Raw genomic sequence first — 13,257 nt, forward strand, 5'->3', positions numbered from 1 at the left:
CCTGGCCGCCGCCCTCCATGAGCGTGCCGTTCCAGGCGGTGCGTGCGGTGCGCGTGGGCATGCGGTCTCCTCGGTGTCGTGGCGGGGCGCGCCGGCCCGGCGCGCCGCGTCCCACGCTAGGAGGCCGGGCGACCCACCGCGCGCGCTCCCGCCCGCTGGGACGCCCGCGCAGGTCAGCGCGCGCGCTCGAGGTGCCCGGCGACGATCTGCGTCGGCGCCCCCGCCTCGCGCAGCGCCCACGCGGCGCGCGCGTGCATGGCCCGTCGGCGCGCCTCGTCGAGGCCCCCGTACAGCGCCGCGCGCACGACGTCGTGCCGGAAGACGAGGCGGTCCGCGCGCGCGTGCACGAGCCCCGCGGCGAGCGCGACGCGCAGCGTCCGCCAGCAGTCCGGCACCGGGCACCCGACGAGCGTCGCGAGGTCGGTGACCACGAACGACGTGCCGAGCACCGACGCGTGCGCGAGCAGGTCGAGGACGTCGGCGTCGAGGTACGCGAGCCGGGTGCGGACCACGGTGTCGAGCGCAGTGAGCCACGCCGCGCCCTGCACGTCGACGACGCCGTCGCGCGACTCCAGCGCGCCCGCGGACCGGGCGCAGCGCACGACGTCGGTGACGAACCGCGGGTTGCCGCCCGTCGTCGCGAGCGCGCCGCGCAGCGCGGGGCCGACCGACCCGCCCACGAGCCGTTGCGCGAGCTCGACGGTCGCCGCGGGGCCGAGCGGCCGCAGCTCGACGGAGCGGGCGCCGGCGCGGACCCACGCGTCGACGACGCGGGACAGGTCGGGCCGGCTCGGCACCGGGCGGAACGTGAGGACGACGAGCGCACCGGGCATCGGACCCTCGTGCGCGAGCGCGCGCAGGACGTCGAGCGAGGCGGGGTCGGCGTCGTGCACGTCCTCGAGCACGAGCACCCACGGGCCGCCGTCGCCCCGGCGGCGCAGCAGCGCGGCGAACAGCTCGACGGCTCGGGCCCGCCGCTCCTCGTCGAGCACGGCCCCGCGCAGGGTCGTCCGGCGGACGTCGGCGCGCAGGGCCTCAAGGAGGTCGGCGAGCTCGGACTCGACCGGTCCGCGCGCGACGCCGGGCGGGTGGACGAGCAGCGCGTCGTCGAGCAGGGCGTACGGCTCGGACCGCTCGGGGGTCGCACGCGCGGTCCGCAACGCGAGGCTGAGGAGGCGCGCGCTGGCCGAGAGCGCCTCGACGAGGCCCGTCCGGCCGATGCCGGCCTCCCCCTCGACGAGCACCGTGGCGCCGAGCCCGCCCGCCGCGGAGGACAGCAGGTCGTCGAGGTCGTCGAGCTCCGCGGCCCGCCCGACCAGTGGCCACGTGCGGCCAGGTTCGGCCGAGGTGCTCATGCGCCTGATCGTAGGGCGGGGTGGGCCGTCACGGCGGGACGGCGGCACGACGACGGCCCGGGTGCGCCAGGCGCCCGGGCCATCGTCGTGCGTGCTCGCGAGGGGGTCGGGGTCAGCCGACGTACTCCCAGTGCCACGCCTCGGGCTTGCTGCCACCGCGCTCGGCCCAGGACGGGTGCGTCCAGGAGAACTCGCCGGCGTTCGACTTCATCCAGGCGAACTGCTTGGTGCCGAAGGACTCGATGCCGCCACCGAAGTCGATCGCGACACCCGTGCCGTGGTTCGACGTGCCGGGCGCCGCGCAGAGCCAGCCCTTGGTGCGGCGGCACGCGACCTGGCCCGCGTAGGAGCGGTAGGAGTCGGAGATGCTGAGGTTGGTGCCGAACGCCGCGACGTAGGCGGTGTTGAGCTGCTCGAGCGCCTCCGCGGCGTCGCAGCGCAGCTGGACCGCGGAGTCCCACGAGACGCCGCACAGCGCCGACGCGGGGATCTTGCCGTTGGCGTAGCCGAGAAGCGACTGCTTCCACGCGGCGCGCTGGGCCGCCTGCTGGGCGGCCTGCTCGGCCGCGACGCGTGCCGCCTCGGCAGCGGCCGCGGCCTCGGCGTCGGCCTGCGCCTGCGCGGCGGCGGCGGCGGTGCGGTTGGCCTCGGCGGTCGCACGGATCTCGTCCGTCAGGGCCGCCACCTCGGCGGCTGCGTCCCGGATGGTCGCCGGGCTCGCGTCGTCGGGCTCGGCCCGCTCGACGGGGGCCGCGGTCGTGGGCTGCGGGGCGGGGCTCGCGGTGGTGCCCGGCGTGGCCTGCGCCGCGGGGTCGCTCGCGGTGGGCGTCGGCTCGGCGGCCTCGTCCGTCGTGGCGGGTGCCTCGGTCTCGGAGCGGTCCGCCGCGCGCGACGTGCGCTCCCGCTCGGGCCGGACGTCCTCCGGGAGCGCGTCCACGAGGGCCTCGAGGCGGTCGGTCGCGGCCTGGAGCGCGGCGATCCGCGCGGTGTCGACAGCGGCCTGCTGACCCTCCGTCTGCGCGACCGTGCTGGCCTCGATCGCGTCGTCCGCGACGTCGACGGCCTGCGTGACGGCCTTCGCGTGCGCGGCGGCCTGCGCCTGGTCGGCGGCCTGGGTCGCCTGGGCGGCCCGCTCCTCGCCCTGGGCGGACGCGGCGGCGGTCACCGTGCCGCCGAGCGCGATCGCGAGCACGGCGACGACAGCTCCCTGCGCGACGCGCGCCGACATGTGGCCGCCGCGCGGCAGCAGGTGCGCGCGGGTGCGGGAGGAGCGGTGCAGGACGGCGCGGGTCGCGCCGGTGTCCGCGGACACGCGCTCGGTCGTACCGGTGACGACGGGGGTGTGGTCGGTCCGGGCAGCGGTGCGGTCGTCCCGGGGACCGGAGGGGACGACGGGGGTCGCGGCAGTGCGCGGGGCGACATGCTTGCCTCCCCGCGACCGACGCGCCGGGATCGGCAATCTGTCACTCACGCGCTTCACGTTAAGTGAGTCGGACGGCCGCCCCGGACACTTGAGACGTAGATCATGTGGTGATCCCGTCACGCCTTCGTCACAGAATTCACAGGGAGGTCCTCGGGACGCATGTTCCCGCTGGTCAGAGCGTCGCCACACACCGTTCCGGACACTCCGGACACACCCGTTCGGCCGCTGTGCGGTTCGTCACGCAAGCGCGACACAAGTCCGCCGGGGCGCGACCGCTACGCTTCCGAGCGTGCCAGCCGACGACCACTCGACGACCCCCGCCCCGCGCGGGCTCGACGACCTCTACGACATCAGCCGGCTGGCCGCACGGCTCGGCGTCGAGCACTCCACGATCCGCGTCTGGCTGTCCCGCAAGGTGCCGTGGCTGCCCGCCCCCGACGGCCGCCTCAACGGGGGAGCCGTCTGGCGCGCGACCACCCTCGAGGGCATCGAGCAGCGCCGCACCCCGGGCCGCCCCGGCCGCAAGCCCGGCTTCGTGCCGTCGCGCGCCGCCGCCGACGTCGCCCGCACCAGCCCGTCCGTCCCGACCACGACGGGCGCGCTGCCCGTCGTCACCGGCACCAGCGAGCTGCCCGTCGTCGCCACCACGACCGGCGCCCTGCCGCTCGTCGCGACCGGCACGACCGCCGTCGTCGCCACCACGACCGGCCCGCTACCGGTCGTCGCCACGACCACGGGGGCGCTGCCGCTGCTCGTCACCGGCGCGCTGCCCGTCGTCGCACCCGCCGTCGACGCCCTCGCCGCCGCAGCCGTCACCGACGCCGCCCCGCACGCCCCCGCAGCGCCCGGCGAGCCCGCCGGGCGCGTGGACGCACCGGCCGTCGCGGCCGCGGCCGCCGCCCCCTCCGCGTAGCCGCCGCCGGTCCGCCGACGCGCCGGCCTCCCCCACGCGTCCGCAGCCACGACGCCGCCGCAGCCCGACGCCGCCGAGCCCGCCGCCGTAGGCTCGGACGATGGGCGCCACCACCGGCCCCGACCCCGAGCGCGCCGCCGACGTCGCCGAGGCGATGCAGACCGTCGCGCGCGTGCACTTCCTGCCGCCCGAGCAGCAGGCCCGCGCGGCCGAGGACCACCCGCTCCCCCTGTGGCACGGCCAGACCAGCTCGCAGCCCAGCACCGTCGCCGCCATGCTGCGGCTGCTCCAGGTGCCCGTCGGCGCACGCGTGCTCGACGTCGGCAGCGGGTCCGGGTGGACGACCGCGCTGCTCGGGCGGCTCGTCGGCCCCCAGGGCACCGTGCTCGGCCTCGAGCTCGACCCGCAGCTCGCGGACTGGGGCCGCGCCAACGTCGACGCGTACGGCATGCCGTGGGTCTCCGTCGAGCGCGCGGACCCGCACACCCTCGGGCGGCCCGTCGACGGCGGCTGGGACCGGGTGCTCGTGTCCGCGGCACCCCGCGCGCTCCCCCAGGCCCTCGTGGACCAGGTTGCGGAGGGGGGCCGCATGGTCATCCCCGTCCGCTCGACCATGCACCTCGTGCGTCGCGTGGACGGGCGCGTGCTCGTCACGACGCACGGCTCCTACACGTTCGTGCCGCTGCGCTGACGCAGGTCGTGAGCGCAGCCGACGTCGGGCACCGGGACGCGCGTCCGAATCCGGCGAAAAAGACGACCTGCACGGGGGTGACGAATGTCGTGACTCGTCAGTAACGTGCACGAGGCACCCGGGTGCGCGAGCCAGGAAGCGGCTCGTCGGCCGGGTGCACGCCGGTCCTCCTCAGTCAGGGATGTGCACATGTCACGTCGTCCGTTGCTCGCCGGGCTCACCGCCCTGTCCGTCACCCTCGGAACCGCCGTCCTCGGCGCGCAGCCCGCCACCGCGGCACCGCCCCCGGACACCCCGAGCGCCGCCGACCGCGGCACGCTCGACCCCCGCGCCGCCGCCCGCGTCTCCCGTGACCTGCAGGACGCCACCGGCCGCGTGACCGCGTTCGTCCAGCTCGACGCGAAGTCCGGCGCCGACGTCGTCGCCGACGGCGGCTCCCCCGCCCAGGTCCGCGCGCAGGCCGAGGTCACCGAGGACCTCGCCGAGGACGTCGTCCCGCAGGAGCAGACCGCCCGGACCGCCAAGGCCGCCGAGCCGCAGCGCATCGCCACCCTGACCAACCTCGTCGCGGGCACGCTCGTCACGGGTGACGCCGCCGAGGTCCGCGCGCTCGCGGAGAACCCCGACGTCGTGGCCGTCTACCGCGTCGCCCGCAAGACCGTCGACAACAGCCACCAGGTCGAGTTCACGCGCGCGCTCGCGACCTGGCAGAGCACCGGCCAGACCGGCGAGGGCGTCCGCGTGGGCGTCATCGACACGGGCCTCGACTACACGCACGCCGACTTCGGCGGCCCCGGCACCGTCGCGGCCTACGAGGAGGCGTACGGCGAGGACGGCACGCAGCCCGTCCCCGCCGGCCTGTTCGACCGCGAGAAGTTCCTCGGCGGGTACGACTTCGCCGGGCCGCTCTACGACGGCAGCACCGACGACCCGCTGCCCGGCTCGTCGCCCGTCCCGCAGCCCGACGAGAACCCGATCGACGCGACCTACCTGTCCGACAACGTCGGGCACGGCACGCACGTCGCCGGTACCGCCGCGGGCTACGGCGTCCTGCCCGACGGCACGACGTTCGAGGGCGACTACACGTCGCTGACGTCGGTCGCCGACTGGCAGGTCGGCCCGGGCACCGCACCCGAGGCGGGGCTGTACGCGTTCAAGGTGTTCGGCGACATCGGCGGCTCGACCGAGCTCACCGGTCTCGCGCTCGACCGCGCGGCCGACCCGAACGCCGACGGCGACTTCGGCGACCGGCTCGACGTCGTCAACCTGTCGCTCGGTGCCGCCGGTGCCCCCGCCGACGACCCCGACACGATGCTCGTCGACGCGCTCGTCGCGCTCGGCACGGTCGTCGTGAACTCCGCGGGCAACTCCGGCGACGTCACCGACATCGGCGGCTCCCCGGGCAACGCCGCGGGCGCGCTGACCGTCGCCAACTCCGTCGGCGCCCCGCAGACGTACGACGGCATCGAGGTCACCGCGGCGTCGAACGCCTCGCTCGTCGGCCTGCACTCCGGCCAGAACTCGATCGCGTACGCCGGAGCCGACGTGACCGCCCCGGTCGCGTACGTCGGCGCGACCTTCGACGGCTGCACCGCGTTCACCGCAGCGCAGGCCGCGACCGTGGCCGGCAAGATCGCCTACCTCTGGTGGGACGACGACGACGCGACCCGCCGCTGCGGCTCCGTCGCCCGGTTCACCAACGCCGCCGCCGCGGGCGCCGTCGGCGTCCTGCTGCCGACCGAGCAGACCGTCTTCTCCGCCGGCATCTCCGGCACCGCCACGATCCCCGGCGCGCAGATGACGGCCTCCACGACCGACGCGCTGCTGCCGGAGATCCAGGCCGGCACGCTCACGGTCCACATCGGCCCGTCGCTCGCCGGCGCGGTCGTCGCCGACCTCGCGGGCGACGCGCTCAACCCGGGCTCGTCGCGCGGCGAGCACGGCTCGCTCGGGCACGCCAAGCCCGACGTCGCCGCGCCCGGCACGCTGATCTTCTCGGCGGCGTCCGGCACCGGCAACGAGCCGCAGTCGCTGTCCGGCACGTCGATGGCGTCACCGCACGTCGCCGGCATCGCCGCCCTGGTCCGCAGCGCGCACCCGAGCTGGGACGCGACGCAGGTCAAGGCCGCCGTGGTCAACACCGCGACGCACGACGTGTGGACCGGTCAGAACCGCACGGGCGACGCCTACGGGCCGCGCCGGGTCGGCTCGGGCCGCGTCGACGCGCTCCAGGCCGTCAACACGAACGTGATCGCGTACAACACGCAGGACCCGAAGCAGACGTCGGTGTCCTTCGGCGTCGTCGAGGTCGGCGCGCAGCCCGTCGTGCAGAAGAAGACGGTCACCGTGAAGAACCTCGGCACGGCGAGCGCCCGCTACAGCACGTCGGTCACCACCTCGACGACCACCGGGGACGCGTCCATCACCGCGTCGCCCGCGTCGTTCACGCTGCCGGCCGGCGGCTCGGCGATCGTCACGCTGACGCTCACCGCCGACCCGTCGACCCTCAGCCGCGACCTCGACCCGACGTCCGAGGCCGTCACCGCGGGCGTCCCGCGTGAGTACGTCTCCGAGGTCTCGGGCCGGCTCGTGCTCACGTCGGGCTCGCAGGAGCTGCGCGTGCCCGTCCAGGCCGCGCCGCGCCTCGTCAGCGAGCTGACCGCGGCCCCGGTCGCGTTCGCCGACCCCGCCGCCACCACCGCACCGCTCACGCTCTCGGGCCGCGGCGTCGCAGAGGGCGGCTGGTACTCGCTCACGACCCCGCTCGTGCTCGGTGCGACCGACGCACGCCGTGAGGCCACGCCCGACGGCTTCCTCACCTCGGAGTCGACGCTGGCGGCCGGTGACATCCGGTACGTCGGCTGGGCGTCGGACGCGCCGCAGGTGGCCGCCGCCGGCGGTGACCCCGCCGCGGAGGGTGTGATCGGCCTCGGTCTGGCGACCGACGGGGAGTGGAACTCGCTCGGCCTCGCGTGGCTGCCGGTCTTCGACATCGACGTGGACGGCGACGGCGAGCTCGACTTCCAGACGGTGGTCCAGAAGCTGCCGGACACCGACATCACGCTCGCCACCACCTACGACGCCGAGACGGACGACGCGGTCTCGCAGTGGCCCGTCAACGGGTTCTTCGGCGACGTCGAGGCCGGTGTCTTCGACAGCAACGTCCTGGTCGCGCCGGTCGACATCGCCGGGCTCGGCCTCGAGCCCGGTGCGACGCCGAGCGTCCGGGCGTGGACGTACTCGCCCGACTACGCGGTCGCGCCGCCGGTCATCGACGAGGCCGACCCGTTCACGATCGACCCGTTCGACCCGCCGTTCTGGTTCGAGCCGGACATCGCGGGCTCGTTCTCCTCGCTCGGTGAGGACGGCACGCAGATCCCGGTCCACCGGTCCGCCGACGCGACGTCCGGCCGGCTGCTCGTCCTGCACCACCTCAACGCCGACCCGGCCGCTCGCGCGCAGGTCGTCGACGTCACGGTGCCGGAGCCGACGGCCACGACCACGACGCTCAAGGCGAGCGGCGCGTCGAAGGCCGGCCAGGAGCTCACGCTCACGGCCACGGTCGTCCCGGCCGAGGCGACGGGCACGGTGAGGTTCCTCGACGGTGAGACGGAGGTCGCCTCGGCGGCCGTGAGCGGTGGCACGGCCAGCGCCAAGGTCCGTCTCGGCGCCGGCTCGCACGCGCTCACGGCGGTGTTCACGCCCGACAGCGCGCTGTACGCGTCGTCGACGTCCGCCGTCGTCACGGTCGACCTGAAGAAGTCGGGGTCGTCCACGGCGCTCACGCTGTCGCGCAACTCCGGCCCCTACGGCGCCGCGGTCACCGCGACGGTGACCGTGACGGGTCAGACGGCGGCGCCTGCGGGCACCGTCGAGATCCGCGAGGGCAGCAAGGTCCTCGGCACGGGCACGCTCGCCGTGACGAACCTGGTCGGCACGGCGACGGTCGCCCTGCCGCGGGACCTCACCGTCGGGACGCACCAGCTCACGGCGGTGTACACGGGCAGCGCGGACGTCTCCTCGTCGAAGTCGCAGCGGTCCTACCGCGTGACGCCGGCGCTCGCCAAGGCGACGCTCTCGACCGGCTCGTGGACCGTCCCGGCGGGCGCGAAGCCGGCCGTCACCGTGACGGTCTCGGGCGCCGCGGGCGCCCCGGCCCCGACCGGCAAGGTGACGGTGCTGTACAACCTGCGCACCGTCGCCGTCACGCAGCTGAAGGACGGCACCGCGACGGTCACGCTCCCCGCCGTGAAGGTCGGTGGCTACGTCACCGCCCTGTACGCGGGCGACAAGGGGTACCTGCCCACGATCGCCACGCACGCCATCACGGTGACGCGGTCCTGACCCGGTCGCGACCGCCCACGCGGTCCCGACCGAGGCCCTGACCTGGGCTTCTCCTCACGAGGGCGGGTCTCCCGACCGGCACGACGCACGTCGTCCGGACGGGGGACCCGCCCTCGTCGTCCGTCAAGTCCTGTCCCGGACGCGTCGATCAGGTCCGTATGCCGCTGTTCCGTCGCACGCCCAGGCCCACGGACGGGTCCGTGGTGCCCACGCCGCACGGACCCGTCGGGGCCGAGCACGTGGACACCGAGCCGGACCTCGCGCCGCTCAACGCCGCCGAGCTCGTCTGGACCGCGCAGCAGCGTGCGCTCGTCGAGGAGCTGTGCGACGGGTCGCTCGACGCGCAGGCCGTCGGCGACCTGTTCGACCGCGTGCAGGCGACGTGGCGTGCGACCGAGGACCGCCCGGACCCGGAGCCGCTCGTCAACGCGTTCGGCGTCGCGCTCGGCGACCTGCTCGTGCAGCGGGTTCCCGGGCTCGCGTGGGCGTCGCACACCGACGCGTCGGGTACCCGCCTGGTGCTGACCCACCCGACCGGCGGCCTGCTGCTGTTCCCCATGGGGACCGTCGGCGAGGAGTGGGGCTCGGCGCCCGAGCGCTGGTTCGTCGCCACGGTGCACCGCACCGCCGGCACCGCGCTCGCCACGCTGGCCGCAGGCCAGCCGGAGGCTCCGGCGGGCACGGACACCGCGACGGCCTGACCGGCTCGAGCGGACCGTCGCCGGGCGTCGCACGTCCCTCGCGGCCCGGGCTCCCCTGCCGCCGCGCCGCCGCGGCTCGCCTGCCCGCAGCGCCGTGGCGCCTCAGAACAGCGTGTCGGCGACGACCGCCGGTGCACCACGCGTCACGGCCGGGGCCGACGCGCGCGCGGGTGCGGGCTCGGACGCCGCGGGGACGTCAGCCTCGGAGGCCCGGCCCGAACCGCCGAGCGCGTTCGCCGGCAGCGACGACTGCACCGACGACGCCCGCCCGTCGCGCGCCTCGCGTGCCGCGATCCCCGCGAGCTCGTCGGCCTGCTCGTTGAAGCGGTCGCCCCGGTGCCCGCGCACCCACGCGAACGCGACGGGCCCCGGCCGCTCGGCGATGGCCCGGTCGATCGCCTGGATCAGCGCGAGGTTCTGCACCGGGCCGCCGCTCGCGGTGCGCCACCCCTTGCGCTTCCAGCCGTGCACCCACTCCGAGGAGCACTTGATCGCGTACTGCGAGTCCGCCTCGATGCGCAGCGGCTCGTCGCCGGGGTGCGCGTGGATCGCCTCGAGGACCGCGGTGAGCTCGGCGATCTGGTTGGTGCCGGATGCGGCACCGCCACTCGCGTGCGTGCCGTCGTGGTTCGCCCACGCCCAGCCGATCGCGCCGCCGGGGTTGCGCAGGCAGGAGCCGTCCGTGCTGACCGTGATCACGAGCGTCGATTCTGCCGTGCCGGCAGGGCCGAACGGTGCACGTCGCTCAGGTCGGGCGCGCGGCGCGCCGATGAACTGCGCATGACGACGATCGACGACGTCGACCTCTTCGGTGAGGCGTTCGGTGGTTTCCGCTCGGTGGGCGTCGCGCGGCGACGTCATCCGGCGGTCCTGACCGTGCTGGCGCTGCTCGCGGCCGCGGGCGTCGTCGGCGCGGGCTTCGTGTGGGCGCGGGACAACGCCCGCGGCCCCCTCCTCGAGCACGTCGACGCGCGCACGCTCCTGCCGGTCTTCGCGACGGTGCAGGGCGCCGACGACGTGGTGGACCCGGCGCAGGTCGGCGGGCTGCTGGTCGACCGCGCATCGACGCGGTTCCTCGTCGAGACGGACACCGGCCGGCACTTCGCAGCGGTCGGCACGACGGGCGAGCTGTGCCTGCTGACGCTGCCGTCGGGCGACCTCGCGACGCTCGGCTGCGTGCCGTCGGTCGCGGGTGCGCAGCTCACGTCGGGCGACGTGTGGCTGGCCGCAGAGGGCGGACCCGCCCCCGCAGCCGACGACGGCTGGCGCGAGGCGGGTCCGAACCTGTGGGTGCGGGGCTGAGGGTCGCTCGCCCCTGAGGTCGCTCGCGGGTGAGGGTCACTCCCCCGGGAGCCGCAGGCGTGCGCCGAGCGCCACGGCCGCGATGACGGCGCCGGCCGCGGCGAGCACGACGTCCTTGAGGACGTACTGCGCGACGATCGTCGGTCCGCCCGCGGGGAAGAGCTCGTCGAAGAACAGCACGAGCGGCGACATGATGCCGACGAGCGCGCCCGCGAGCAGCACGAGCCCGGTCCGCAGGAAGCGTCCGGTCACGAGCGTGAGGCCGATGACGGTCTCGAGGACGGCGGTCAGCAGCAGCGCGGCCGTCGGGCCGACGAGCCCGAGGGTGAGCTCGCCGATCGTGCGCTGCGCGAGCTCGGCGGCCGGGCTGACGCCGGGGAAGAACTTGAGGACGCCGAAGCCGAGGAACACGAGGCCGAGGCTGATCCGCAGCACCGTGACCGAGTGCCTCGTGAGCACGCGGGCGAGGGCGGCGACCGCGTCGTCGGCGAGCGCCCGGGTGCGGGCGACGCGTCCGGCGGTGCGGGTGCGGGGCGGGGCCGGCCGGTCGGCGGCCGCGAGGGTGTTGTCCGGGACGGGCGAGCCCGTCGCGGTCACGACACGGTTCGTGGTGGTGGTCGAGGTCATGGTGGTGCCTTTCGGGGGCGGGCCCGCGTCGGGCCGTCGGGGTGCCGGCGTCTCCGGCGGGGTCCTGTCGCTACCGGTCGGTAGCTCACGACCCAGCAGGAGGGGCACCGCGCGATGTCTGATACGCCCGGTTCCACCTATCACCCGGACGAGCGACCAGGACCGCCCGCGCCGCAGCCGGTCAGTCCGCCGACGCGAGCGCGTCGACCACGCGCTTGACGCTCGACGCGAGCCCCCACCGCTCGGCGAGCGCCACCAGGCGCTCCGGGTCGGCCGCGACGCGTGGCAGCGCGTCGGGCACGTCCCCGACCGGCGCGTCGGGCGCGACCTGGACCACGCGCGGCGCCACGGCCAGGTAGTCCGCGGCCTCGGTGAGGCGTCGCCGCTGCGTCGCCGTCAGGCCCGGGTCGCCCGCGTCGCGCGCGGCGAGGATCCCCTCGAGCGACCCGTACCGGTGCACGAGCGTCGCCGCCGTCTTCTCGCCGATCCCCGGGACGCCCGGCAGGCCGTCGCTCGGGTCGCCGCGCAGCACCGCCATGTCGGCGTACGCCTGGCCCGACGCGACCGCGTAGCGCTCGGCGAGGCGGGCCGCGTCGACGACCTCGAGGTCCTTGATCCCGCGCACGGTGTAGAGCACCCGCACGTGCGCGTCGTCGTCGACGAGCTGGAACAGGTCCCGGTCCCCCGTGACGACGTCGACCGCGGCACGCTCGCCCGCCGGGCGCGCCTTCTCGCGCGCGACGAGCGTCCCGATCACGTCGTCCGCCTCGAACCCCGGCGCACCGACGCGCGCGATGCCGAACGCCTCGAGCACCTCGACGATGACGGGCACCTGCGGTGTCAGCAGGTCCGGCACCTCCTCGACGTCCGCACCGCCGGGCACCGGCTGCGCCACCCGGTGCGCCTTGTACGACGGGATCGCCTCGACACGGAACGCCGGCCGCCAGTCGTCGTCCCAGCACGCGACGAGCCGGGTCGGCCGCCGGTCGGTGACCAGGCGCGCGATCATGTCGAGCAGCCCGCGCACCGCGTTCACCGGCGTCCCGTCCGGCGCCTTGACCGAGTCGGGCACCCCGAAGAACGCGCGGAAGTACAGCGAGGCGGAGTCGAGCAGCAGCAGCCGTCCGTTCGTCATGCTCGGACGGTACCGGCGCCCGGCGACGCCCACCGGTGGCCGCGCCCGTGGGTGCGTCGTCTCAGGTGGTCGCGGGGGCCGGTGTGCGCGGCGGCAGGCCGAGCTGCTTGCGGAACAGCCGACGCTGCACGACCCAGCCGGCCGCGGCGAGCGCGACCCACGCGACGACCATGACCACCTGCTCGGCGCCCTCGTCGGGGCGGCGGAGCAGCCCGAAGACCTCCGGCCACAGCAGCGCGAGGCCGGTGAGCGTGACGCTCGCGCCCGCGAGCACGGTGAGCCACAGCAGCGCGCGGCGGTGGTACTTCTCGGCGAGCGTGGCGGACGCGACCGCGACGGCCAGCACCAGGACGCCGCCGAGGACGACGCTCGTGCCGCTGCCGCCGAACGCCGACCACAGCTTGGCGCCGATGACCGCACCCGCGGCGAGGCCCACGACGAAGGTCGCGAACCGGAAGACGAGCGACACGACCAGCCACAGCACGATCGCGACCCCGCCCGCGACCAGCAGCGCGGTCCCGGTCGACGCGCCCGTCGCGTCGGCCACGAAGAACCCGAGCCCGAACCCGGCCGCGAGCAGCGCGAGGTTCACCGACCGGATCCCGAAGAAGCAGAGCAGCAGCCCGACCACCAGGACGACCAGCCCTGTGCCCATCGCGCACCCCCTCGCGTCGCCCCCAGGCTAGCGAGCGACGTCTGCGGCGCACCCTCCTGCGCGGGTGAGACGAGCAGTCGGTGGCGGACTCCCTCCTCGTCGGCGCACCAC

The 13,257-nt window shown here is 75.7% G+C and carries 11 protein-coding genes; 5 read left to right on the plus strand and 6 right to left on the minus strand.

All coding sequences use genetic code 11. The annotated features are described in order from the left end of the window. Nucleotides 1–173 precede the first annotated feature (173 nt). Both OMK64_RS01990 and OMK64_RS01995 read right to left on the minus strand, forming a co-directional pair. Nucleotides 174–1,355, minus strand: a complete 1,182-nt coding sequence (locus OMK64_RS01990) for an AAA family ATPase (protein ID WP_272726294.1) — start codon at nt 1,353–1,355, stop codon at nt 174–176. 112 nt (nt 1,356–1,467) lie between these two features. Further along, nucleotides 1,468–2,667, minus strand: coding sequence for a D-alanyl-D-alanine carboxypeptidase family protein (locus OMK64_RS01995; RefSeq protein WP_272726295.1), 1,200 nt, complete (start codon nt 2,665–2,667; stop codon nt 1,468–1,470). 400 nt (nt 2,668–3,067) lie between these two features. Here OMK64_RS01995 and OMK64_RS02000 point away from each other — a divergent pair, with 400 nt between their 5' ends. The 4 genes from OMK64_RS02000 to OMK64_RS02015 all read left to right on the plus strand — a co-directional run bounded on the left by OMK64_RS02000 (nt 3,068) and on the right by OMK64_RS02015 (nt 9,427). Beyond that, on the plus strand, nt 3,068–3,691 hold the full coding sequence (locus tag OMK64_RS02000; RefSeq protein WP_272726296.1) for a hypothetical protein: 624 nt from the start codon (nt 3,068–3,070) through the stop codon (nt 3,689–3,691). Between the two features lie 100 nt (nt 3,692–3,791). Next, entirely contained in the window at nt 3,792–4,382 is a 591-nt protein-coding gene (locus OMK64_RS02005) for a protein-L-isoaspartate O-methyltransferase family protein (protein WP_272726297.1), read from the plus strand. 189 nt (nt 4,383–4,571) lie between these two features. Then, nucleotides 4,572–8,726, plus strand: a complete 4,155-nt coding sequence (locus tag OMK64_RS02010) for a S8 family serine peptidase (RefSeq protein WP_272726298.1) — start codon at nt 4,572–4,574, stop codon at nt 8,724–8,726. Between the two features lie 200 nt (nt 8,727–8,926). Beyond that, nucleotides 8,927–9,427, plus strand: coding sequence for a DUF3806 domain-containing protein (locus tag OMK64_RS02015; protein ID WP_272726299.1), 501 nt, complete (start codon nt 8,927–8,929; stop codon nt 9,425–9,427). 102 nt (nt 9,428–9,529) lie between these two features. On the opposite strand, the gene OMK64_RS02020 is transcribed toward OMK64_RS02015, so the two are convergent. After that, entirely contained in the window at nt 9,530–10,126 is a 597-nt protein-coding gene (locus OMK64_RS02020) for a ribonuclease H family protein (protein WP_272726300.1), read from the minus strand. A gap of 81 nt (nt 10,127–10,207) precedes the next feature. Between OMK64_RS02020 and OMK64_RS02025 the strand changes: the two genes are divergently transcribed. Continuing rightward, entirely contained in the window at nt 10,208–10,729 is a 522-nt protein-coding gene (locus tag OMK64_RS02025) for a hypothetical protein (RefSeq protein WP_272726301.1), read from the plus strand. 36 nt (nt 10,730–10,765) lie between these two features. Here the strand turns inward: OMK64_RS02025 and OMK64_RS02030 are convergent, their stop codons facing one another. The 3 genes from OMK64_RS02030 to OMK64_RS02040 all read right to left on the minus strand — a co-directional run bounded on the left by OMK64_RS02030 (nt 10,766) and on the right by OMK64_RS02040 (nt 13,146). Further along, on the minus strand, nt 10,766–11,356 hold the full coding sequence (locus OMK64_RS02030; protein ID WP_272726302.1) for a DoxX family protein: 591 nt from the start codon (nt 11,354–11,356) through the stop codon (nt 10,766–10,768). Nucleotides 11,357–11,537: 181 nt separating this feature from the next. Continuing rightward, nucleotides 11,538–12,491, minus strand: coding sequence for a 5'-3' exonuclease (locus OMK64_RS02035; protein ID WP_272726303.1), 954 nt, complete (start codon nt 12,489–12,491; stop codon nt 11,538–11,540). Nucleotides 12,492–12,552: 61 nt separating this feature from the next. After that, nucleotides 12,553–13,146, minus strand: coding sequence for a DUF4203 domain-containing protein (locus tag OMK64_RS02040; protein WP_272726304.1), 594 nt, complete (start codon nt 13,144–13,146; stop codon nt 12,553–12,555). Nucleotides 13,147–13,257 lie beyond the last annotated feature (111 nt).

It is taken from the genome of Cellulomonas fimi, from assembly GCF_028527925.1.
GTDB classification, from domain to species: domain Bacteria; phylum Actinomycetota; class Actinomycetes; order Actinomycetales; family Cellulomonadaceae; genus Cellulomonas; species Cellulomonas fimi_C.

Excerpts from the sequence above, each read along its gene's own strand:
- OMK64_RS01990 (WP_272726294.1), bottom strand. The coding sequence starts at position 1,355 with ATGAGCACCTCGGCCGAACCTGGCCGCACGTGGCCACTGGTCGGGCGG.
- OMK64_RS02005 (WP_272726297.1), top strand. The coding sequence starts at position 3,792 with ATGGGCGCCACCACCGGCCCCGACCCCGAGCGCGCCGCCGACGTCGCC.
- OMK64_RS02010 (WP_272726298.1), top strand. The coding sequence starts at position 4,572 with ATGTCACGTCGTCCGTTGCTCGCCGGGCTCACCGCCCTGTCCGTCACC.
- OMK64_RS02025 (WP_272726301.1), top strand. The coding sequence starts at position 10,208 with ATGACGACGATCGACGACGTCGACCTCTTCGGTGAGGCGTTCGGTGGT.
- OMK64_RS02030 (WP_272726302.1), bottom strand. The coding sequence starts at position 11,356 with ATGACCTCGACCACCACCACGAACCGTGTCGTGACCGCGACGGGCTCG.
- OMK64_RS02035 (WP_272726303.1), bottom strand. The coding sequence starts at position 12,491 with ATGACGAACGGACGGCTGCTGCTGCTCGACTCCGCCTCGCTGTACTTC.
- OMK64_RS02040 (WP_272726304.1), bottom strand. The coding sequence starts at position 13,146 with ATGGGCACAGGGCTGGTCGTCCTGGTGGTCGGGCTGCTGCTCTGCTTC.